Here is a 21,805-nt window from a genome sequence, read left to right on the forward strand (position 1 = left end):
CGTATCTGGATACCGCACCATGACCCAAGACACCTCCACCCCAAATCAGGTATCAACCCCTGACGCCGCCCCTGCCGCGCCGGCCAACGAACCGGCTTCCGGCGGCCGCTACCAGGCGATTTTTGCCCTGGCCGGCACATCATTCTTCCCCATCGCCTTCCTCGCACGTCTGCCCCTGGCCATGCTCACGGTAGGTGCGCTCACCCTCATCACCGAGGTCTCCGGTTCCTACGCCCTGGGCGGCCTCGCTGCCGGCGGCGTCGGCATCGGCTCCGCGGTGGGTGCGCCCCTCCTGGGCTACCTGGCGGACCGCATCGGCCAGCGTCCCGTCCTCCTGGGCACCGCCGTCGGAAACCCCGTGGCCATCGGCCTGTTCCTGCTTTCCGCTGCGCTCCTGGATCCGGCCGACGCACCGTTCTGGATGCTTGCCGCCGCACTGTTCATGGGTGCTTCCTGCCCCCAGGTTGGGCCGATGGCCCGGGTCCGCTGGATGGCCATGACGTCCCGCCGCCAGCAGCGCGAGATGGACACAGCCCTCGCCTACGAGGGAACTGCGGACGAACTGACCTTCGTCCTCGGCCCGGCCCTCGTGGGCCTGCTTGCCGCCGCCCTCGCCCCGTGGCTGCCGCTTGCGCTGGCAGCGGTGCTGACCGCCACCATGGTGAGCGCCTTTGCCGTGCACCGCACGGTCGACCACGTCGTCCCTGCCGCACGCCGCCCGAAGGCCGGCCGCAAGGGATCAGCGCCGGACGAAGGCTCCCTTCCTGCCGGTGGGCACGCCCCGCAGGAACGCCCGCAGTGGCTGCTCATCATGGTTCCGGTGCTCGGCATGGTCGCCATGGGTTCCTTCTTCGGTTCCACCCAGACCAGCCTCACGGCGTTTGCCGGAAGCTTCGGCATGGCCACCTCCGCGGGCCTCATCTACGCCGCCATGGCGCTGAGTTCCGCCGTCGCCGCCTTGTCCGTCGCGTTCTGGCCCGAGCGCTTCGGCACCGCAGGCCGCTGGGTGCTGTGCGCCGCAGCGATGGTGGCGTTCACCCTGCTGCTGTTCCTGCCGTCAAGCGTTGGCACCATGGTGGTGGTGCTGCTGGTTCTGGGCCTGTCCGTGGGCCCGACCATGATCAGCATTTTCGGCATCGGCGCGATCGTGGCCCCGCGTGCACTGATGGGTACCGTGATGACCCTGCTGGCCAGCGGCGTCGTCACCGGCCAGGCGCTGGGTTCCTCGGTGGCCGGGGGACTGGCGGAATCCTACGGTTACAGCCACGCCTTTATTGTCCCGACCGCTTCGGCGGCAGCCCTGCTGCTGCTGGGCCTGGTGGCAGTCCGCGCAGCGGGGAAACGGTCTGCTGCCTGAGCAGGAACTACGCCTGACCCGTCCGCAGGTGTTGGCTGGGCCACGGTTGGCCTAGTATCGAATAAGTAGGCCAGCGAGCACCACAAAGGAGAAACACCATGGGAAACACCGAAAAGGAAGCCGGCCAGGGGGATTCATCGAAGACGGGTTCCCAGGGCGGTCCTGAAGGCACCATCCCCCAGAGCGAGGACGGTATCGCGGCTGCGAGCACCGAAGAAGCCTCGAACTTTGAACCTGAAGAGGATGAAGCGGCCGACGACGGCAAGTAGCCTTCGTTGAAAAGACAAAACGGATCGGTCCTGCGGGACCGATCCGTTTTTCGTTTCTTCGCCGGCGGCGTGCCTAGCCGAGGCTGGGGGCATGGGGCGGAGGCGCCGGGATGTAGATGTTGCCCGTAGTGACGCCGCCCGTCGTCGATTCGCCGGTGTCCGGCTCGCTGAACGCGGCACTGTCCGGCGAGGCCGCCGTGGCGGGGCCGTCCAGCAGCAGCGTCTCCGCGGCCAGCGAGCGAAGCGCCACAGCCACCTCGTGGGCTTCGGGCCGGGCGTCCACCAGGCGTGAGGTCATGGCGCGCAGGATGGCCGTCCAGTCCGCCCCGACCCACTCGGGAATCTCGGGGTCGCGGAGCAGACGGGCTACGGCTGCTTCCACGATCGGTCCGGGGAAGGCCTTTTCCCCGGTAAGGCATTCCAGCAGTACCAGGCCCAGCGAGTAAACGTCGGTGCGCGGATCCACCGCGGCGCCCTGTGCCTGTTCGGGGCTCAGGTAGTTCGCCGTGCCGATGGTTGCGCCGTGGGCGGTGGCAACCGTGGCTTCGACCATCCGGGCGATCCCGAAATCCGTGAGCCGCGGATACAGGCGGGTGTCCTTGTCTTCCTGCGGGAAAAGCAGGATGTTTGCAGGCTTGACGTCGCGGTGGATGACCCCGTTGCTGTGCACGTAGTTCAACGCGTCGGCCAAATCGGCACCCAGCGCCGCCGTTGCGGGGGAGGAGAGGGGGCCTTCCTTGAGCTTGCCGCGCAGGTCCGGTCCGTCCACCAGTTCCATCACGAGGAAACTGGAACAGCGGCCCTCGTCATCGGTGTGGACGCCCGCGTCCAGCAGCGTGACCAGGCCGGGATGGTTCAGGGTTGCCAGCAGCTGCATCTCAATCTGCTGGCGGCGGGTTTCGTCGTCCTCGCGGAACCCGGCGCTGAAAAGCTTGACCGCCACTTCCCGCCCGAGGTTCTCGTCTACCGCGCGGTAGACGGCAGCCGCACCACCGGAGCCTATGAGTTCGGTGGTGCGGTATCGGTGCCCTAGGAGTACATCCACGGGTGTCCTCCCTTGAGGGTGAAAGTAAAGCGGGAAATCCAGCCAGATAATCAGTAGGCTGATTAAATCGAGGCTAGCTCACCAGCTGTATCATCCTAGCCTGAAGACACCAGTATTAACGGGATAACCCGCCGTTGTGACCAAGCCGTTATTAGCCGGCCAGGAATTCCACGGCGGCGGTCTTGAATGCGCGCGACGTCACGGCGTTCGTATGGGTGCGGGCCGGCAGCGGCAATAGCCGGGCCTGGCCGCTCAGGGCCGCCAGCTCCGGCGCCGTCACCGCGAGGTCGTCCCGTTCCCCGGCCACCAGGAGCAGCGGCATGGACGGAACCGCAGCGGCAGGGGAGAAGGGTTCCTCCTTGATCGCTTCGATCATCCGGAACAGGGCGGCCAGGTCATTCCCGGGAGCCAGTTGTGCCATCCGCAGCAGCTCGGCCGTGCGCGGATCCTCCACGGGCGCTCCACCGGCGGCGGCTTCCCGTGCGGCATCGAGGTCGAATTCAGCCAGCGGATCCCCGCTTCCGGGTCCGCCCAGCACCATGCGGTGCACGAGCTCGGGCTGGGTCGCCCCGAACTCCCAGGCCAGGCGGGAGCCGAGGGAGTACCCCACAATGTCCAGGCCGCTGGAGGGGTCGTCCCCGGCCAGCGGAACGACGCCGGCATCCTGGAGGACCTGCAGCAGGTCCGCGCGGATGCGGCTGGGGCGGTAGGAATCCCGGTCCGCCGGGGCGGCACTGCCGCCGTGGCCGGGAAGGTCCACCGTAATGACGCGGCGGCCGGCTGCGGTCAGTGCAGTTATCCAGCCCGAATCCTGCCAGTTCAACTGCGCACTGGAGGCAAAGCCGTGCAGCAGCAGCACCGGGCGCAGCGCCGCCCCGGCTCCGTCACCGGAAGCATCGAAAACTTCCACCGACAGGCGCGGGTCGGTACCTTCCACCAGGGTGCCGTAGTCGGGCATCGCTTAGTCCTCGTCCAGGGCGGCCGTCAGGCGTACCCGGCGCCGGGCCGGGGCTTCCTGCGGCACGGTGCCCACGATGCCGGCGGAGTTGTCCGGAACTTCGAACACGATGAGCGGTTCGCCGACGTTGATCGTGTCACCGGGTTCGCCGTAGGTGCGGGCAACGCGTCCGGCCTGCGGAGAGGGCAGTTCCACCGCGGATTTGGTGGTTTCCACCTCCACCAGCGGCTGGTTGCGTTCCACCTGGTCGCCCACGGCCACCAGCCATTCCAGCACGGTGGCCTCGATGAGGCCTTCACCGAGGTCGGGAAGGGGGAAGGGGATTTCAGCCACGCCGGTACTCCAATACTCGCTGGATCCCGAACAGGATGCGGTCGATGTTCGGGATGTATTCGTCTTCAAGGTCGCCTGAGGGATACGGTACGTCGAATCCCGTGACCCGCCCAACCGGAGCGCGCAGGGTATCGAAGCAGCGTTCCGTGATCAGTGCGGCCACTTCGGCCCCCAGCCCGGAGGTCAGCGGCGCTTCATGGACGACGACGGCCCGGCGGGTCCGGGCCACGGACGCAGCCAGGCCCTCGGCGTCGATCGGCTTGAGCCAGCGCAGGTCCAGGACCTCCACCTCGATGCCGTCCTCGGCGGCCAGTTCCGCCACCTGCAGGCACCGGGCGACCATGGCACCCCAGGCCACCAGCGTGACGTGCCGACCGGGCCGGACCACCTTGGCTCCGTGAAGGGATCCGGCTTCGTCCAGATCGACGTCACCCTTCTGCCAGTAGCGGGATTTGGGTTCCATGAAGATCACCGGGTCCGGAACCGCCACCGAGTGCTTCAGCAGATGGTAGGCCTCGTGCGGGCTCGACGGGGACACGACTTTCAGTCCCGGAACGTGGGCGAAGAGCGCCTCGAGGGATTCCCCGTGGTGCTCGGGGGCGCGGATGCCGCCGAAGCTCGGTACCCGCAGGGTCACCGGCATGGGCATGGTGCCGCGGCTGCGGTAATTCATCCGGGCCAGCTGGGTGACGATCTGGTTCACCGCCGGATAGGCGAAACCGTCAAACTGCACCTCGGGGATCGGGTGGAAGCCGGCCATGGCCAGCCCCACGGACATGCCCAGGATGCCGGATTCGGCCAGCGGAGTGTCGAAGACCCGGTCTGCGCCGAAGCGCTTCTGCAGGCCGTCCGTGATGCGGAAGACCCCGCCGAGCCGGCCCACGTCCTCGCCCAGGACCACCGCCCGGGGATCTTCCTCGAGGGTTTCCGCCAGGGCGCGGTTCAGGGCTGCCTGCATCGAGAGGGTTTCGACCCTGCCCCCGGCGTCCGGCGGAGACGGAACCGGACCGGAACCGGCGCCGGCGCGTGCCTGCCCGGCGTTGCGGGCGGCGGCTTCGAGATCGGAGGAGGCCACTGTTCGGCTCAGCTGCTCAGACATGTTCGGATTCCTCCCGCCAGGCACGGGCCTGGGCCTTCAGTGCATCGGTGGGCTCGGCAAAAACGAAGTCGAACATTTCGGATCCGGGGCGCGGGCCGAGCGCCAGAACCCCCTCGCGGATACGGTCCGCGTTGGCCTTGGCATCCTGCAGCGCGGAATCCAGGAAGTCCTGATCCGCAATGCCCTCGGCCAGCAGCCGGTCTGCCAGTACCCGGACGGGGTCCGCGCCTTCGTCGCGGCGTTCCTCCGCCAGGCTCCGGTACCTGCCGGGGTCGTCGCTGGTGGAGTGCGGGCCGCGGCGGTAGGTCATGGCCTCGATGAGCACCGGTCCGTGTCCGTCCCGGGCGTGGGCGGCGGCCTCACGCGTGGCGGAGAGGACGGCGGCGGCGTCGTTGCCGTCCACCGTGATGGCCCGCATGCCGTACCCGGCCGCACGGGCGGCGACGGTGCCGCCTGCGACCTGGGCTTCGGTGGGCAGCGAGATGGCCCAGCCGTTGTTCTGGACGAAGAAAATGACCGGCGCCTTCAGCACGCCGGCGAAGTTCATGGCCTCGTGGACATCGCCCTGGGAGCTGGCGCCGTCGCCGAAGTAGGTCAGTGCCACCCCGGGGTTACCTGCGAGGGTCTGTCCGTGCGCCCAGCCGACGGCGTGGAGCACGGACCCGCCCACCACGGCCTGGATGGGTGCCAGCCGGGTTTTGACGGGATCGTAGAGTCCGCCGTGCCAGCTGGCCTTGTGCGTGGACATATAGGCGGTCATGTCCACGCCAAGAGTCAGGGCCGCTCCCATTTCCCGGTAGGTGGGGAAGATGAAGTCGTGCCGGGGATCCATGGCGAAGGCACTGCCCACCTGGGCGGCCTCCTGGCCCAGCTCCGGGGCGTAACCGGGGATGATGCCCTGGCGCTGCCAGGCGATCGCGGCGAGATCCAGCTGCCGGACGGCGGTGACCAGGCGGTACAGCTCCCGGAGTTCCTCCGCCGGCAGGGCCGCTGGTTGCAGGTTAGTGTCCATAACCCGCAATTTAGTGCTTCACGCCACAGTGGGCAAACAGCGGCCATAACATGACGCAGTCTGTACAAATATGCCTACGGGTGCCGCTCAGTGCTGCACAGTGTGCCTAGCGCGGGAGGAATATCCTGCCGGAGCCGGCAGGCCTAGTCGGCTGCCGCGCCGGAGGCCGCGTGCGCCTTGGCCGCGGCGCGCCGTTCGAAGGCCCAGGCCAGCAGCACCAGCACCGTGCTGAGGGCCGCCGTCGCCAGCAGCTGGATGCGGACTTCGGGGTCGAAGAAGCCCAGGACCACGATGCCGGCCAGCAGGGCCAGTGCGAAGTAGGAGAGCCAGGGGAAGGCCCACATCTTGAACGTGAGCTCGACGCCGGCCGCTTCCGCGCGCCGCCGCAGGATGATCTGGGAAACAATCGAGATGCCCCATACGACCAGGCACGTGGACCCCACGGTGTTGAGCAGGATCATCAGCACTGTGTCGGGGTAGAGGTAGTTCAGCACCACGGCAACGAACCCGAACACCACGGAAGCCAGCACGGCGCGGCGGGGGACCCCTCCGGAACCGAGCCGGCCCAGTGCTGCCGGGGCGCGGCCGCGTTCGCCCAGCGAGTAGATCATCCGGGAGGCGCCGTACAGATTGGCGTTCATGGCGGAGAGCAGGGCAATGACGATCACCACCGACATGACGACATCCGCGCCGGGTACCTTTGCGGCGTGCAGGACGGCCACGAAGGGGCCGGTGCTGAGGGCTTCGCTGTCCCAGGGCAAGACGGTGACCATCACCAGGACCGAACCGATGTAGAAGACCAGGATCCGCCAGATCACCGAGTTGATGGCCCCTGCGATGTTCTTGGACGGCTCCTCGGTGTCTGCGGCGGCGATGGTGATGATCTCGGTGCCGCCGAAGGCGAAGACCACCAGCAGCAGTCCCGAGGCAACGCCGGTCAGGCCGTTGGGCATGAAGCCGCCGTTGCCGAAGAGGTTGGAGGTGCCCGGGGATTCGACGCCGGGAAGCAGGCCGGCCACAAAGGCGACGCCTACCCCCAGGAAGATGACAATGGCCACCACCTTCAGGATGGCGAACCAGTACTCGAACTCACCCAGGCTGGCTGCTCCCGCCAGGTTCACCGCGGTGAACACGATGATGAATGCCAGGGCCAGCATCCACTGTTCGACGCCGGGGATCATGTCGGCAACAATGGCCGCGGCTGCCGTGGCTTCGGCGGCAATGACGATCACGATCTGGAACCACCACATCCAGCCGACCGTGGTGCCCGCCGTGCGGCCCAGGGCCTTCTCGGCGTAGACGGAAAACGCCCCGCTGCTGGGATCGGCCGCGGCCATCTCACCCATCATGCGCATGATGAGGATCACCATGGTTCCGGCGATCAGGAACGAAATCAGCACCGCCGGGCCGGCCGCCGCAATGCCTTCGCCGGAGCCCACGAAGAGGCCCGTGCCGATGGCGCTGCCCAGGCTCATCAGGACAAGGTGCCTGGGCTGCATCTTCCGCGCTTCGGACGGTTTCCCGGCCGGAAGTGCAGTATCAGTGCTGGACGGGCGGGCGGAACTGGGCATAGCTTCAGGGGCCTTAGAACGAACGGATCGGCTGCCGGTGCGTGCCGCGGGCGGCAGGGAAGCTGCCGCAGGACTGTACACCGGATTCCATCTTAAGGCCGGTTTGTGTTGCCCCGGTTCCGCCAGTCACCGGTGCTGCCTCTACAATTTGTACACTGCCTGTGCTTAGTCTCCGAAAGGAACCCATGCCCACCGATGCGCTGGATGCCCGTATTGTGACCCTGTTTACCGACAACCCGCGGATGTCGGTGCTGGAGGCCTCGCGCCGGCTCTCGGTGGCCCGGGCAACCGTCCAGGCGCGGCTGGACCGCATGCAGGAGACCGGGGTCATTGCCGGATGGGGTCCGCGGATCGATGCCGAGGCCCTGGGCTACGACGTCCTGGCGTACTGCTCGCTGACGATCCGCCAGGACACCGGGCACGACGCCGTGGTTGCCGCACTGTCCCGGATTCCGGAAATCCAGGAGGTGCATACCGTCTCGGGGGAGAGCGACCTGCTGGCCCGGGTGGCGGCGCGGTCCAATTCGGATCTGCAGCGGGTCATCGACGCCATTGTTTCCACCAACACCGTTCTGCGGACCTCTTCGGTGATTGTCCTGAACACGCATTTCCAGGGGCGGATGCTGCCGCTGCTGAATGCGGCGGCGGCTCCTGAGGCCTGAAACCGGCACCTCCGGTTACCGGGCAGTAATCCCCCCGCGCGACACAGTGTGACGCAGGCCATAGCCGCTACACTCGCCCCATGTCCAGCTCTCCCGCAGCGGTACGCGCTGCCGACCTCGGCCGTGCGGCCGCGCCGAAGCTCGCCCGGCTCCTGACCTTCCGCACCGTCTCCTCACGGATGCCGGAGGAAATAGAAGCGGACCAGTTCGACGCGTTCATCGACGCGCTGCCGGAACTCTTCCCGCGTGTTTCCTCCGCCCTGCAGCTGGAACGGGTCAACGGCTACGGCCTGCTGTACCGCTGGCCCGGGAAGGCCTCGCCGGAGGCGGCCGGAACGGCGGCGGACGGCCGGGGGCCGGCAGTGCTGATGGCCCACTACGACGTGGTCCCGGTGGAGGACCCGGCGCGGTGGGAGTATCCGCCCTTTGCCGGGACCCTCACGGAAACCACCATTGAGGGCCGCGGCGCCCTTGATGACAAGGGTGCCCTGGCGGCCGTCCTGGAAGCTGCGGAGCAACTGCTCGCCGCCGGATACGCACCGGCCCGGGACATCTACTTTTCCTTCGGCAACAACGAGGAAACGGCCGGGGATACGGCAGCCGCCGCCGCGGCCCTGCTCGCAGACCGCGGCATCCGACCCTGGCTGGTCCTGGATGAAGGAGGAGCTGTCGCCTCGGGAGCCTTTCCCTTCGTCTCTGGCCCGCTCGCCGTCGTCGGCGTCTCCGAAAAGGGCATCCTCGACGTCGAACTGGCCGTGGAGGACCCCGGCGGGCATGCGTCCACGCCGAACCGGATGGGCGCTACCGCACGGCTGGCGCGCGCCGTCGTCCGCCTGGATCAACGGCCTTTCCCGGCGTCCCTGCCGGATGTGAGCGTGGAAATGGTCCGGCGGCTGTCCGGTGCGGCGCCCCTGCTGCCCCGCCTGGTGCTGGGCAACGCCGCACACCTGCGCGGTGTGCTGACCCGGGTGTTCGGACTGCTCGGCGGGGAGCCCAACGCCATGACCCGCACCACCGTGGCCGTGACCCAGCTGCGGGGAAGCAAGGGTTCCAATGTCCTGGCCACCCGCGCCACGGCCAACGCCAACATCCGGGTGGCCGTGGGTGAAACGGTGGCGTCCACCATGGCACGGCTGCGGTCGACCATCCGCGATCCCCGGGTGACCCTGCGTGTGGTGGAGGGCAACGAACCCTCGCCGGTGTCCGCCACCGACAATGCCCAGTTCGGCCTGCTCGAAGACATTATCCGCAGCTGCTTCCCGGATGCGGTGCCGGTGCCGTACATCATGCTCGGGGGCACCGATGCGCGGCGCTTCACCTCGATCTGCGACGCGGTGTACCGGTTCGCCCCCTTCCGGATGAGCGCCGCGGACCGCGCCAGCATCCACGCGGACAATGAACGGCTTGGCATCGAAGCCTTCGGCGAGGGCATCGCCTTCTACAAGGCACTGATGGGAGCGCTCTGATGGCCGCTCCCGCCCTGCCCGGACTGCGCACGATCGGATCCCTTGTGGGGTTCCTGGCGCTGGTGGAAATCACCAGCGGCATCCTGCAGGGCTACTACACGCCGCTGCTCACCGACATTGCCCGGCACCTGGGGATCGACGACGGCGACGTCAACTGGTTTGAATCCGCCCAGCTGATGCTCAGCGCCCTGGCCGTGCCGCTGCTGGCCAAGCTGGGCGACATCTACGGGCATAAGCGGATCCTGCTGGTCTCCACGGTCCTGACGGCGGCGGCTTCCTGGGGCGTCGCGTTTGCTCCCGGTTTCTGGAGTTTCCTGGCCGCCTGGTCGCTGCAGGGTTTCTACGTGGTCTGGCTGCCGATGGAAATTGCGCTGATCTTCAGCCGGGTGCGCCATGCACCCAACCGTGCCGTGCTTACCCGCAGGGCAGCGGGACTGCTGGTGGGTGCGCTGGAACTCGGGGTGATCGGCGGTGCGCTGCTGGGCGGGGTACTGGTGGAACACCTGCCGCTCTGGCTGACGCTGTGCCTGCCTGCCGCCGCAGTGACGCTGTGCATTGCGGCGGTCTACTTCGGCGTGCCGGAGTCCGGTGTCCTGGATGGAGGCGCCGTGGACCGCACCGGTTTCGTGCTGCTCACCGTCGGACTGCTCCTGCTCACCTCCGGGCTGACTTTCCTTCGGATCAACGGACCGGGCACCTGGTGGGTGTGGGCCGTGCTCGCGGCCGGTGCCGCGGCGTTCATTCCCTTTGTCCGGTATGAACTCGGGAAGAAGGATCCGCTGGTGGACCTGGCGATGCTGCGCAGCCCGTCCATGTGGCCGGTCCAGCTGACCGCAGGGCTGTTCGGGATCTCGGTGCTTGGCGCGCAGGCGCCCATGTCCACGTTCGCCCGCACCGATCCGGACATGCACGGCTACGGCCTGGGGCTGCCGGCCTCGCAGGTGTCCATCATTATCGGCACCTACGTACTGGCGCTGCTGCTGGGTGCCCTGATGTTTCCCCTGGCGGCACGCCGGACCACTCCGCGGAACACCCTCGTGGGGGCTGCGCTGCTGGTCGGCACCGGCTACGCCCTGTTCCTGCCCTTCCACGACACCCTGCCGCAGGCGCTGGCAAACATGGTGATTGCCGGACTGGGCAGCGGAGCACTGGTGGCAGCGCTGCCCTCGGCGGCCGCCGCCGCGGCACCGCTGAACCGGACCGGCATGGCCACGGGGCTGACCAACACCACCAAGACCATCGGGGGGTCCTTCGCATCGGCAGTATTCGGCATAGCGCTCGCCGGGGCGGCCGCGGATGCCCTCACGGCGGGGGCGGCGGACGGCGGGACGGCCGCACCGCTGCAGGGATACCTGACGGTCTGGACCGTGTGCTCGGTGACGGCGTTCATTGCGGCAGCCGCCCTGCTGCTGGTGCCCCGGCTGGCGTTTGCCGATCCGCCGCTAGCGGCCGAAGAGGCAGCGGGTTAATCCTCCAGGCTGGCCAGGACCTTGTCCGTCAGTTCCTTCAAACGTGCCAGTTCCGCACTGTCCAGGGCAGGGGTCAGGAGTTCGTGGATTCCGCGTACGTGGATGCGGCCCAGGCGGCGCTGGACCGCCCGTCCCTCATCGGTCAGTGAGAGTTCCACCCCGCGCTGGTCATTCTCGGCGGGCCGGCGCTGCACCAGGCCCCGGGCCTGGAGCCGGTCCACCATCCGGCTCAGGCTGGGCTGGCTGATGAGCAGGTGCTCATTGAGCTCATTGAGCCGGATCCAGCCGCCGGGGCAGCGCGTCAGGTTGAACAGGACGTCATATTCCCGCATGGTCAAGTCCCGGAACTCCGGGTCCCGCTGCAGGCGGCGCATGACGCCGACCTGGACGCGGAACAGCGATTCCCACGCTTCCGCTGCCTCTTTCACCGTGGCGTCATTCTCTGAGTGCATGGATCCAGCCTACTGAACCGCAGGGGCCGGCGAGGCAGCGGACGCGGCAGCCTCCCGGGCCGCCACCCGCGCGGCGTGGGTGGGTCCGTCGGGAACGTCCTTCGGGCGGCGGGAATCAAGCTCCTTCCGCAGCTCCGGCAGGACGTATTCGCCGAAGAGGTCCAGCTGTTCCAGCACCGTCTTGAGCGGCAGCCCTGCATGGTCGATCAGGAACAGCTGGCGCTGGTAGTTGCCGAAGTAGTCGGAGAAGCTCAAGGTCTTCTCCAGTACCTCCTGCGGACTGCCGACCGTCAGCGGTGTCTGGGCGGTGAAGTCCTCCATCGAGGGCCCGTGGCCGTACACCGGGGCGTTGTCGAAGTAGGGGCGGAATTCGTTGACGGCGTCCTGGGAGTTCTTCCGCATGAAGAACTGCCCGCCCAGCCCCACGATGGCCTGCTCGGCACGGCCGTGGCCGTAGTGTTCGTAGCGCTCGCGGTACAGGCCGATCAGCTGCATGTAATGCTCCTTCGGCCAGAAGATGTTGTTGGCGAAGAACCCGTCGCCGAAGTAGGCGGCAATCTCGGCCACCTGCGGCGTACGGATGGAGCCGTGCCAGACGAAGGGGGCGACGCCGTCGAGCGGGCGGGGCGTGGCGGTGAAGTTGTGCAGCGGGGTGCGGAATTTGCCCTGCCAGTTCACCGTCTCGTTGTCCCAGAGCTGGCGCAGCAGGTTGTAGTTCTCCACGGTCAGTTCCACCGAGTCCTGCGGATCCTTGCCGAACCAGGGGTACACCGGCGCGGTGTTGCCCCGGCCCAGCACCAGGTCCACCCGGCCGTCGGCCAGGTGCTGGAGCATGGCGAAGTCCTCGGCAATCTTCACCGGGTCATTGGTGGTGATCAGCGTGGTAGCGGTGGAGAGGATGATCCGCTCGGTCTGCGCGGCGATGTAGCCCAGCAGGGTGGTGGGGGAGCTGGCGTAAAAGGGCGGGTTGTGGTGCTCGCCGGTGGCATAGACATCCATGCCGATGTCCTCCGCCTTGCGGGCGATGGCCACGGCAGCCTTGATCCGCTCCGCTTCGGTGGGGATGCGCCCGGTGACGGGATCCCGGGTGATGTCGCTGACGCTGAATACGCCGATCTGCATGGTGGCCTCCGGAAGTTCGGGTGTTCCTTAAAGTATATGCATACGCATACACTTCCCCCAACGGCTGCTGCCGCCGTGACATTCCCTGCGGGGCGGGCCGGGCCGGTTAGGCCCCGGCGGGCACGTTGTCCTTCCGCTGCCGCCGCTTCTCGCGGGATCCTTCCACGAGGCGGTAGAGCACCGGCACGAGGACCAGCGTCAGGGCGGTGGAGGAGACCAAGCCGCCGATCACCACAATCGCCAGCGGGCGGGAAATAAAGCCGCCCTCCCCGGTAACGCCCAGGGCCATCGGGGTGAGGGCGAAGACTGTGGCCAGCGCCGTCATGAGGATCGGGCGCAGCCGCTGGCGGGCGCCGCGGAAGATGGCATCTTCCACGCTCATGCCGGGTTCGCTGCCCCGCGGCTGCCGGTACTGGTTGATGAGGTCCATCAGGACAATGGCGTTGGTCACCACAATTCCCACCAGCATCAGCATGCCCACGAGTGACGGCAGCCCCAGGGGGACTCCGGTGACCAGGAGCAGCAGGATCGCCCCGGTGGCGGCAAACGGAATGGAGACTAGCAGGATCAGCGGCTGCAGCAGTGACTTGAAGGTCGCGACCATGATCACGTAGACAATGGCAATGGCCGCCAGCAGGGCCAGCCCCAGCTGGGTGAAGGATTCGTTCTGCTGGGTGGCGGCGCCGCTGAGTTCGGCACTCACGCTGGCAGGCAGGTCCACCTCCGCCAGCCGGTTCTGGACTTCGGTGATGGTCGCGCCCAGGTTGTCCCCGTCCGGGGAGACTGACACGACGGCGGTGCGCTCGCCGCCGGAGGAGGAGACCGACGTCGGCACGTCCACTTCCTCCACGGTGGCCAGTGCGCTCAACGGCACGGAGCCGGAACCGGCAGGCACGGAAATGCCCTCCAGCTGCTCCACCGAAGTAATGGGGGTACCCTCGCCGATCAGGACCGGAAGGTCGTCGGTGCCCAGCCGGACCGATCCGGCCGGCAGCGGGCTGATGGTGGATGCCACCAGGCCGGCAATCTGCTGCTCGTTCAGGCCGGCGGCAACTGCCTTGGCGCGGTCGATGCTGATCTGCACCACGGGCTGCGAGGAGGAGAGGTTGCTGCTTGCCTCGGCGACACCGGGCAGATCGGACATGGCCTCCACCAGTGCGTCGCTGGCCGGCTGCAGTTCGGACGGATCCCCGGCGGAGAGGGAAATGTCCACGGTGTTGGAGGTGCCGAAGCCGCCTCCGGTGCTGCCCAGGGTGACCTCGCCGGCGTCGTCGATGTCCTCCACGGCATCCCGGACCCGGTCCCGCAGGGCGACCTGGTCCGCACCTTCTTCGGTGATGACGGTGAAGTTCGCCACGGAGGCGCCGCCGCCGGTGAAGGCACCGAGTCCGGAGGTGGAGGTGCCCATGGTGACCTGGACATCCTGGATGCCCTCGATGCCGTCCAGGGCGTCTTCGACCTCTTCGGCTGCTTCGGATGTGCGTTCCAGGGAGGTGCCTGCCGGCAGTTCCTGCCGGACGCTGAAGGTGTTCTGGCCCGTGTCGCCCAGCAGGTTGGTGGGCAGCAGCGGTGTCATGGCCGCCGTGGCCGCAAGGATCACCAGGCCGGCCGCCACGGTGATCACCGGGTGGCGCTGGGTGCCGCGCAGGATCGGGAGGTAGCCGCGCTGCAGGAAGCTGCGGGACTCCCGCTCCTCCACCTCGGCCCGGTAGGCGGCCGGATCGGCCACCGGCGGGGAGGACTTAAGGAACCAGTAGGCCAGCACCGGCACGATGGTCAGGGAGACCAGCAGCGAGGCCAGCAGGGCCAGGGACGTGGTGACGGCGAAAGGCCGGAACAGTTCCCCGGCGAGTCCGCCGACAAAGGCGATGGGTGCGAAGACCGCAACGGTGGTGAGGGTCGACGCCGTGACGGCGCCGGCCACCTCGCGGACGGCGGTGAGGATGGCGGTGCGTTTGTCCTCGCCGTAGCCCAGGTGCCGCTTGATGTTTTCGATGACCACAATGGAGTCATCCACCACCCGGCCGATCGCGATGGTCAGCGCGCCGAGGGTGAGGATGTTCAGCGAGTAGCCGAAGGCCAGCAGTCCGATGAAGGTCACCAGCAGGGACAGCGGAATGGAGACCGCGGTGACCAGGGTGGATCGGATGGAGAGCAGGAAGACCAGGATCACCAGCACGGCGAACCCGAGACCCAGCAGGCCCTCGGTGGTCAGGTCGGAAATGGATTTCTCGATGAACGGGGCCTGGTCGAAAATCACGGTGAACTCGGCTCCGCTGCCCAGCTCGTCCTGCAGGGAAGGCAACAGGTCCATGACTGCGTGGGAGATGCCCACGGTGTCCCCGGCCGGCGTTTTGGTGATGGACACGGCCAGAGTGGCCTCGCCGTTGGTGCGCGTGATGGAGCTGGCTTCGTCCTCGGTGATCTCCACCGAGGCGACGTCGCCTATGGTGACCGGCTCGCTGCCCGGTGTCGATTCCGTGGACTCGACCGGCAGCGCGGAGATCTTCTCCAGGCTGTCCAGCGGCGCGCCCACCTGGATGGACAGGGTCCGGCCCTCTTCCTGCACCGTTCCGGCCGGCAGGAGGGCTCCGCTGTTTTCCAGTGCGTCCACGATGGCTGCGGGAGTGACGCCCGCCGCGGCCAAGGCGGCGTTGTCGGGCAGGATGGCCACGTGGCGGGTGGAACCGCCGGTGACCTCGGCCGTGCGTACCCCTTCGATCTTCTGCAGGCGGGGAACGGTCAGGCGCTGCAGGTCGGCGTTGAGCTCGGCCAGCGGCTCATCCGAGGACACGGCGAGGTAGACGATCGGGAAGTCGCTGATGCTTCCTGCAAGGGACTGCGGGTTCGCATCCTCGGGAAGCAGCTGGCGGGAGTTGGAGATGGCCCGGTCCACCTGTCCGCGCGCCCGGTCCAGGTCGGTGCCGTAGGCGAAGGTGAGGCTGATGGTGGAAATACCGGACCGCGACGTGGCCGAGGAAGATTCCAGGCCTTCGACGGCGGTGAGCGCACCCTCAAGCGGTTCGCTGATCTGGGCATCCACCACGTCCGGGGAGGCCCCCGGCAGGGCGGTGATCACGCTGATCTGCGGGAACTCCAGTGACGGGATCAGTTCCTGTTTCAGGGACCCCATCGAGATGACCCCGAAAACAGCCACGAAAACCGTGATCAGGGCAATGAGTGCCCGGTTGGAAAGGGACAGCTTGGCCAAACGGTCCATGATCCTGCCTTAGGAAGGGCGAACTGGAGACGGGGAACGCCGCAGTGCCGGCGTCGGATAGCAGGGTGCGGCGCAGGACCGTCCGGAGGGGACGGCCTGCGCCGCGGATGCTGCCGGTGCTAGGAAAGTCCCAGGACCTTGTTGGTGTCGGCTTCGATTTCCGCCGCCAGCTGCTCGTTTTCGTTGAGCTTGACGCCGTAGCCCGGGATCATTTCCTTGATCTTGGGTTCCCAGCCGTCGAACTGGCGGGGGAAGGCGCGCTTGAGCAGGTTGATCATGATGGGCGGAGCGGTGGAAGCGCCGGGCGAGGCACCCAGCAGGGCGCCGATGGATCCGTCGGCGGACGTAATGAGTTCGGTGCCGAACTGCAGCACGCCGCCCTTCTTCGGATCCTTCTTGATGACCTGGACGCGCTGGCCGGCGGTGATGAGGTCCCAGCCCTCGGTCGTGGCCTGCGGCATGAATTCCTGCAGCGCCTGCGTTTTGCCTTCGCGGGTCTTCAGTACCTCGGTCACGAGGTACTTGACCAGGCTCATGTTGTCCTTGGCTACGCCGAGCATGGGCACCAGGTTGGAGGGGCGGACCGAGAGGGGCAGGTCCAGGTAGGACCCGGTTTTCAGGAACTTCGGGGAGAAGCCGCCGTACGGGCCGAACAGCAGGGAACGCTTGCCATTGACGAACCGGGTGTCCAGGTGCGGTACGGACATGGGCGGGGCGCCGACGGAGGCCTGGCCGTACACCTTGGCGTTGTGGCGCGAAATGATGGATTCGTCCGTGGAGCGCAGGAACTGGCCCGAGACGGGGAATCCGCCGAAGCCCTTGCCCTCGGGAATACCGGAGGCCTGGAGCAGGTGCAGGGCCCCGCCGCCGCCGCCGATGAACACGAAGCGCGCGGAGACGGTGCTGGTGGCGCCGCCGGCAAGGTCCTTGACCTTGACATCCCAGCCGCCGGTGGAGGAGCGGGACACATTGGCGACCTCGTGGCGGAAATGCATGTTCACGCCGTTGGCACCGAGGTAGTTCGTCAGTTCCCGGGTCAGTGCCCCGAAGTCGACGTCGGTTCCGCCGGTGACGCGCGAGGCGGCAACGCGCTGCGACGGGTCGCGGCCCTCCATGATCAGGGGCGCCCACTCCGCGAGCTTGGCCGGGTCCTCGGAGAACTCCATGGTCTTGAACAGGGGCTGGGCGCTGAGCGACTCGTAGCGGCGGCGCAGGTACTCCGAATGCGCGTCGCCCCAGACAAAGCTCATGTGCGGCAGCGGGTTGATGAAGTTGTTGGAGATGTGGCCGGAAGAGACCAAGTGCGACCAGAACTGCCGGGAAACCTGGAACTGCTCGTTGATGCCCACCGCCTTCGCCGGGTCAACGGAGCCGTCGGGGCCGGCGGGGCTGTAGTTCAGTTCGCAGAGCGCGGCGTGGCCGGTTCCCGCATTGTTCCAGGGATCGGAGCTTTCCAGCCCCGCGCGGTCCAGGCGCTCGTAGAGGGAAATGTCCCAATCGGGCGCCAGCTGCTTCAGGAACGCCCCGAGGGTCGCGCTCATGATGCCGCCGCCGATCAGCAGTACATCAGTTTTCGTTGCGGACTTATCCGCCGGGCTATTAGCAGTCAACTTGTTCTCCAGTCGCGTGGGCGCTAGCCCTAGAAGCGTATCCCCGACCACATGTCTTCCTAAAATTATTGCCGCACGCCCGTCCCGGCGGGAGGGGGAGCTGCCAACCGCGCCAAGCGGGTCCTAGGCGTCGGTCAGCGTGATCCGGTTGAAGACCTCGTGCAGGACCGGACTCGTGGGGTAGGAGCCGACGCGCGGGGACAGTGCCAGGGCGGAGATGGGGAAGGCGAGGGGGACCGCAGGCACGCGTTCGGAAATCCGATCGGTGATGGCGCGGTACGCGTCCGTTTGTTCCTGGCCTTCGGCGAGCGCCCGTGCTTTTTCGATCCCGCTGAAAACTTCGGGGTCGCTGTAGGCGAATTCGTCGGTGTAGCGGCCGAAAAGGGTCCCGACAAAGTTGTCACCGGCCTCATAGCTGCCGGCCAGTCCCAGCAGGTGGAAGGCGCGGTCCTCCTTGCCCTGCACCTTTTCCAGGTAGCCCTGGGACCAGTCCACGGGGACCGGACGGATGTTGAACCCGGCGGCGGTGAGCTGGCTGCTGAGCCTGGCGTAGACCTTTTCCGGGGTGGGCAGGTAGCTGCGGGTCACGCGGCGCGGGTAGTAGAAAGGCAGTTCGCGGCCGTCGTACCCGGCCTCCTTGAGCAGGTCGCGGGCCTTCTCGACGTCGTATCCGTAACTGGTGACACTGTCGGACGTGAGGCCCAGCTTTTGCGGAAGGAACTGGTTGGCGGGCTTGGTGCCGTTGAGGAACAGCCCGTCCAGGACGGCCGGCTTGTCGATGGCATGGGCTACCGCCCGGCGCACCAGGACGTTGTCCAGTCCGGGGAACTCGGTGTTGATGCCCAGATAGAGGATGGAATACGGGTCCCGCTGCTGGATCTGCAGGCCGTTGCGGGCCAGATCGCCGACGTCGTTGACGGTCACCAGGTCGTATCCGTCCACGTCGCCCTTCTTCAGGGCGCGCAGCCGGCCCTCGGGGCTGGTTACGGTCTTGAAGACGACGGTGCCGATCTGTCCGGCCTCGCCCCAGTATTCCGGGTAGGCGGCGAGCTCCACCGTGTCCTCGTTCCAGCCGACGAAGCGGAACGGGCCGGTCCCCACGGGAGAAACGCCGTAGCCGGAGACCCTGCGGCCGTTGCGTTCCTGGGTCAGGGCATCGGCGGCGCCGTCGTTGAGGGCCTTGGGCGAAGACATGGCGAAGGCCGGGGCGGCAAGGGCGGGGATGAAGCTGTCCAGCGGCTCGGTAAGCTCCACCCGCACCGTGTATTCGTCCTCCACGGCGCATTCCCGGTACAGCGCCGTCCTGGGGGAGTCGGAGAACCCGCGGAAGACGGACCGGTACATCAGGGAATCGCTGCGCACGGATTCCGGCAGGGTGTACCAGCGCTCAAAGTTCCGGCGCACCGCTTCGGCGTTGAAGGGCTCGCCGTCGTGGAAAGTGACATCGCGGCGCAGTTCAAAGGTGTAGGTCCTGCGGTCCTCTGACTTGGTCCAGCTTTTTGCCAGGAGCGGTGTCGGGGCCGAGGTCAGGGGGTCCACGCCGACCAGCCCTTCCATAACCTGCCGGGTGATCCGGTAGGACTCGGTGTCTGTTGCCAGGGCGGGGTCCAGGGTGACCGGGCGTGCCGCCGTCGCAAAAACGAACCGGCCCTTGGGACCGGCCGGTCCGGTTGCCGTGGGGGACGGGGACGGGGAACCGCCCGCTGCTTCAGCTGTGCAGCCCGTGAGCATGAAGGCGGCGGCCACTGCACCTGCACGGATCACGGATCGGCGGGAAAGGCCGGGGGATTCCGGGCCGGAGCCGGCAGCGCCGGATGCGGCTGTACCTGAAATGGCTCTGCCGGATGCGGCGGTACCGGATTTGGTCACGGTGATACTCCTCCGGGACGCTCCATCCCTCATATTTCGGTGATTCTTCATTCTAAATGATTAAAAACAGGTAAAGAGCTGTGAGACACGCGTCACAAGGGGTGCCGGTGGGGCAGGATGGGGAAATGACTGATTTGACCACTGATTCCCCCCTGCTCGAGGTGAGCAACCTCGCCGTTAACTTCCGGACCATGGACGGAGAAGTCTCCGCTGTCCGCAATGCCGGCTTTACCCTTCCGGCAGGCAAGACACTGGCCATCGTGGGGGAGTCCGGATCCGGAAAGTCCACTACCGCGATGGCCGTCATCGGGCTGCTGCCGGGTAACGGCACCGTTGCCTCCGGCAGCATCCGCTTCGACGGCCAGGAACTCGTAGGCCTGCCGGAGTCCAAGATGCGTGCCATCCGCGGGCGTTCCATCGGACTGGTTCCGCAGGATCCCATGTCCAACCTCAACCCGGTCACCAAAATCGGTACCCAGGTTGCCGAAACCCTCCTGGTCCACGGAATGGCGACGTCGAAGGACGTGGACCGGAAGGTCATCGAGGTCCTGACGGCGGCGGGGCTGCCCAACGCGGCGGAACGCGCCAAGCAGTATCCGCATGAGTTCTCCGGCGGCATGCGCCAGCGCGCCCTGATCGCCATCGGCCTGGCCTGCCGTCCCCGGCTGCTGATTGCCGATGAACCTACCAGCGCCCTGGATGTCACGGTCCAGCGGACCATCCTCGACCAGATCGACCAGATGACCGAGGAGCTCGGGTCGTCGGTCCTGCTCATTACCCATGACCTGGGACTCGCTGCCGAACGGGCCACGGAACTGGTGGTGATGCACCGCGGCGAGGTGGTGGAAACCGGCCCCGCCCGCCAGCTCCTGGAAGACCCGCAGCACCCGTACACCCAGTCACTGGTCCGTGCCGCCCCCAGCGTGGCGGCCGTACGGCTGAGCCCCGGAGCCTTTGCCGCCGCCCACGGCGGGCCGCAGGGTGAAACCGCCGCCGGAGCGACGCCGGCCGCCGAGCCTGCCGAGCCTGCCGGGACGGCACCGGACAACATCGTCGAATTCCGCGACCTCACCAAGGTATTCAAGATCCGCGGGCGGTCGGATGATTTCTATGCCGCGAAGAACGTCACCCTCGACATTCCCCGCGGCCGCACCGTGGCCATTGTGGGGGAATCCGGTTCCGGCAAGACCACCACGGCGCGGATGCTGCTGAAGCTGATTGAACCCACCAGCGGAACCATGACCTTCGACGGCATGGACGTCGCCGCCATGGACAAGGTGCAGCTGCGCGATTTCCGGCAGCGGGTGCAGCCGATCTTCCAGGATCCGTATTCCTCCCTGGACCCGATGTACACCATTGAGCGGATCCTGGAGGAGCCGCTCAAGACCTACCGCCGCGGCGACAAGGCCGAGCGCCACCGAAGGGTGCTGGAACTGATGGACCAGGTGGCGCTGCCGCGGGAAATGCTGCACCGCTACCCCGCGGAACTTTCGGGCGGGCAGCGCCAGCGCGTGGCCATCGCCCGTGCCCTGGCACTGAAGCCCGAGCTGATCGTCTGTGATGAGCCGGTCTCGGCCCTGGATGTGCTGGTGCAGGCGCAGATCCTGCAGCTGCTCGGGGATCTGCAGCGCGAGTTCGGTCTCAGTTACCTCTTTATCTCCCATGACCTGGCGGTGGTCCGGCTGATCTCCGACTACGTCTGCGTGATGAAGGACGGCGAACTGGTCGAGGCCGCCACATCGGAGGAAGTCTTCTCCAACCCGCGCCACCCCTACACGAGGAAGCTCCTCGCCTCGATCCCCGGCAACGAGCTCAACATCGACGGCGAGATGGCGTCCTAGCTTGGGCTCCGCGGACGTGCCGGAGGAAGTGGACGCCGAGCTTCGGCAGCTCCTCGCTGCCCGGAACCGGGAGGACATGAGGGCCTGGAAGGGGACGTGCTGCGGCGCTGCTACCTCCAGTACGGCAGCACCCTCCGTCTCCTCGGCCGTACGGAGGAATCGCTGGCGGTCTTTGCCCGCGCCAGACAGCTCTTTCCCGCATCGGTGTCGCTGGGGGTTTTCGAGGCCCTGACCCTGCACGCGGCGGGCAAGGGAAACGCGGCGCTCGCGGGCCTGCTGGTCCTGCTCGCGGAGAACCTCTCCTCACCGGACCTGGAACGGTATCTGCCGGCCGTGCACGGCAACGCGCAGTACCTGGCGTCGCTCGACGACGCCGGCGCTGCCGGACACCCCTGACACCGGACACCCTGACACCGGACACGGATCCGGGAGCCAGCCGGCACAGCAACG

General features: G+C 67.3%; 18 protein-coding genes. 7 read left to right on the forward strand and 11 right to left on the reverse strand.

All coding sequences use genetic code 11. The features are described 5' to 3' along the window. The first annotated feature begins 19 nt into the window (after positions 1–19). Positions 20–1,357 carry an MFS transporter gene (locus AC5RT8_RS14290; protein ID WP_494096357.1) on the forward strand — a complete coding sequence of 446 codons (1,338 nt, stop codon included), beginning with the start codon at positions 20–22 and terminating at the stop codon, positions 1,355–1,357. A gap of 98 nt (positions 1,358–1,455) precedes the next feature. After that, entirely contained in the window at positions 1,456–1,626 is a 171-nt protein-coding gene (locus AC5RT8_RS14295; protein ID WP_494096358.1) for a hypothetical protein, read from the forward strand. A 73-nt stretch (positions 1,627–1,699) separates the two neighbouring features. On the opposite strand, the gene AC5RT8_RS14300 is transcribed toward AC5RT8_RS14295, so the two are convergent. From AC5RT8_RS14300 to AC5RT8_RS14325, 6 genes are all read right to left on the reverse strand, one after another. Next, positions 1,700–2,671 (reverse strand): serine/threonine-protein kinase, encoded by a 972-nt coding sequence (locus AC5RT8_RS14300; RefSeq protein WP_494096359.1) that lies wholly within the window; start codon positions 2,669–2,671, stop codon positions 1,700–1,702. Between the two features lie 151 nt (positions 2,672–2,822). Then, positions 2,823–3,629, reverse strand: coding sequence for an alpha/beta fold hydrolase (locus AC5RT8_RS14305; RefSeq protein WP_494096360.1), 807 nt, complete (start codon positions 3,627–3,629; stop codon positions 2,823–2,825). Positions 3,630–3,632: 3 nt separating this feature from the next. Further along, the gene (locus tag AC5RT8_RS14310) at positions 3,633–3,962 is read right to left on the reverse strand and encodes a biotin/lipoyl-containing protein (RefSeq protein WP_494096361.1); all 330 of its coding nucleotides are present in this window, start codon (positions 3,960–3,962) and stop codon (positions 3,633–3,635) included. Beyond that, positions 3,955–4,920, reverse strand: coding sequence for an alpha-ketoacid dehydrogenase subunit beta (locus AC5RT8_RS14315; RefSeq protein ID WP_494096422.1), 966 nt, complete (start codon positions 4,918–4,920; stop codon positions 3,955–3,957). The genes AC5RT8_RS14310 and AC5RT8_RS14315 overlap by 8 nt, the downstream gene beginning before the upstream one ends. Positions 4,921–5,053: 133 nt before the next feature. After that, entirely contained in the window at positions 5,054–6,073 is a 1,020-nt protein-coding gene (locus tag AC5RT8_RS14320; protein ID WP_494096362.1) for a thiamine pyrophosphate-dependent enzyme, read from the reverse strand. 143 nt (positions 6,074–6,216) lie between these two features. Further along, positions 6,217–7,548 carry an amino acid permease gene (locus AC5RT8_RS14325; protein ID WP_494096363.1) on the reverse strand — a complete coding sequence of 444 codons (1,332 nt, stop codon included), beginning with the start codon at positions 7,546–7,548 and terminating at the stop codon, positions 6,217–6,219. Between the two features lie 281 nt (positions 7,549–7,829). Here AC5RT8_RS14325 and AC5RT8_RS14330 point away from each other — a divergent pair, with 281 nt between their 5' ends. From AC5RT8_RS14330 to AC5RT8_RS14340, 3 genes are all read left to right on the forward strand, one after another. Next, the gene (locus tag AC5RT8_RS14330; protein WP_494096364.1) at positions 7,830–8,306 is read left to right on the forward strand and encodes an Lrp/AsnC family transcriptional regulator; all 477 of its coding nucleotides are present in this window, start codon (positions 7,830–7,832) and stop codon (positions 8,304–8,306) included. Positions 8,307–8,386: 80 nt separating this feature from the next. Then, positions 8,387–9,772: a M20/M25/M40 family metallo-hydrolase gene (locus AC5RT8_RS14335; RefSeq protein WP_494096365.1), complete on the forward strand. Its 1,386-nt coding sequence runs from the start codon at positions 8,387–8,389 to the stop codon at positions 9,770–9,772. Beyond that, complete coding sequence (locus AC5RT8_RS14340; protein WP_494096366.1) at positions 9,772–11,241, forward strand: MFS transporter; 1,470 nt, start codon at positions 9,772–9,774, stop codon at positions 11,239–11,241. The genes AC5RT8_RS14335 and AC5RT8_RS14340 overlap by 1 nt, the downstream gene beginning before the upstream one ends. Here AC5RT8_RS14340 and AC5RT8_RS14345 read toward each other — a convergent pair. From AC5RT8_RS14345 to AC5RT8_RS14365, 5 genes are all read right to left on the reverse strand, one after another. Further along, positions 11,238–11,693: a MarR family winged helix-turn-helix transcriptional regulator gene (locus tag AC5RT8_RS14345; RefSeq protein WP_494096367.1), complete on the reverse strand. Its 456-nt coding sequence runs from the start codon at positions 11,691–11,693 to the stop codon at positions 11,238–11,240. The genes AC5RT8_RS14340 and AC5RT8_RS14345 overlap by 4 nt on opposite strands. Before the next feature lie 9 nt (positions 11,694–11,702). Beyond that, on the reverse strand, positions 11,703–12,815 hold the full coding sequence (locus AC5RT8_RS14350) for an LLM class flavin-dependent oxidoreductase (protein ID WP_494096368.1): 1,113 nt from the start codon (positions 12,813–12,815) through the stop codon (positions 11,703–11,705). 106 nt (positions 12,816–12,921) lie between these two features. Next, positions 12,922–16,035: an efflux RND transporter permease subunit gene (locus AC5RT8_RS14355; RefSeq protein WP_494096369.1), complete on the reverse strand. Its 3,114-nt coding sequence runs from the start codon at positions 16,033–16,035 to the stop codon at positions 12,922–12,924. Positions 16,036–16,154: 119 nt separating this feature from the next. Beyond that, on the reverse strand, positions 16,155–17,645 hold the full coding sequence (locus AC5RT8_RS14360; RefSeq protein WP_494096370.1) for a malate:quinone oxidoreductase: 1,491 nt from the start codon (positions 17,643–17,645) through the stop codon (positions 16,155–16,157). Between the two features lie 123 nt (positions 17,646–17,768). Beyond that, positions 17,769–19,514, reverse strand: coding sequence for an ABC transporter substrate-binding protein (locus AC5RT8_RS14365; RefSeq protein ID WP_494096371.1), 1,746 nt, complete (start codon positions 19,512–19,514; stop codon positions 17,769–17,771). Positions 19,515–19,639: 125 nt separating this feature from the next. On the opposite strand from AC5RT8_RS14365, the gene AC5RT8_RS14370 reads away from it, so the two are divergent. Together AC5RT8_RS14370 and AC5RT8_RS14375 are read left to right on the forward strand one after the other, a co-directional pair. Then, positions 19,640–21,355: an ABC transporter ATP-binding protein gene (locus AC5RT8_RS14370; protein WP_494096372.1), complete on the forward strand. Its 1,716-nt coding sequence runs from the start codon at positions 19,640–19,642 to the stop codon at positions 21,353–21,355. Between the two features lie 84 nt (positions 21,356–21,439). Beyond that, positions 21,440–21,751, forward strand: a complete 312-nt coding sequence (locus tag AC5RT8_RS14375; protein ID WP_494096423.1) for a tetratricopeptide repeat protein — start codon at positions 21,440–21,442, stop codon at positions 21,749–21,751. Positions 21,752–21,805: the final 54 nt, after the last annotated feature.

It is taken from the genome of Arthrobacter sp. Ms25 (assembly GCF_059090365.1).

Coding starts and splice junctions, on each gene's coding strand:
- AC5RT8_RS14335 (WP_494096365.1), top strand. CDS start 8,387: ATGTCCAGCTCTCCCGCAGCGGTACGCGCTGCCGACCTCGGCCGTGCG.
- AC5RT8_RS14350 (WP_494096368.1), bottom strand. CDS start 12,815: ATGCAGATCGGCGTATTCAGCGTCAGCGACATCACCCGGGATCCCGTC.
- AC5RT8_RS14345 (WP_494096367.1), bottom strand. CDS start 11,693: ATGCACTCAGAGAATGACGCCACGGTGAAAGAGGCAGCGGAAGCGTGG.
- AC5RT8_RS14355 (WP_494096369.1), bottom strand. CDS start 16,035: ATGGACCGTTTGGCCAAGCTGTCCCTTTCCAACCGGGCACTCATTGCC.
- AC5RT8_RS14315 (WP_494096422.1), bottom strand. CDS start 4,920: ATGCAGGCAGCCCTGAACCGCGCCCTGGCGGAAACCCTCGAGGAAGAT.
- AC5RT8_RS14290 (WP_494096357.1), top strand. CDS start 20: ATGACCCAAGACACCTCCACCCCAAATCAGGTATCAACCCCTGACGCC.
- AC5RT8_RS14295 (WP_494096358.1), top strand. CDS start 1,456: ATGGGAAACACCGAAAAGGAAGCCGGCCAGGGGGATTCATCGAAGACG.
- AC5RT8_RS14305 (WP_494096360.1), bottom strand. CDS start 3,629: ATGCCCGACTACGGCACCCTGGTGGAAGGTACCGACCCGCGCCTGTCG.
- AC5RT8_RS14340 (WP_494096366.1), top strand. CDS start 9,772: ATGGCCGCTCCCGCCCTGCCCGGACTGCGCACGATCGGATCCCTTGTG.
- AC5RT8_RS14325 (WP_494096363.1), bottom strand. CDS start 7,548: ATGAGCCTGGGCAGCGCCATCGGCACGGGCCTCTTCGTGGGCTCCGGC.
- AC5RT8_RS14330 (WP_494096364.1), top strand. CDS start 7,830: ATGCCCACCGATGCGCTGGATGCCCGTATTGTGACCCTGTTTACCGAC.
- AC5RT8_RS14320 (WP_494096362.1), bottom strand. CDS start 6,073: ATGGACACTAACCTGCAACCAGCGGCCCTGCCGGCGGAGGAACTCCGG.
- AC5RT8_RS14370 (WP_494096372.1), top strand. CDS start 19,640: ATGACTGATTTGACCACTGATTCCCCCCTGCTCGAGGTGAGCAACCTC.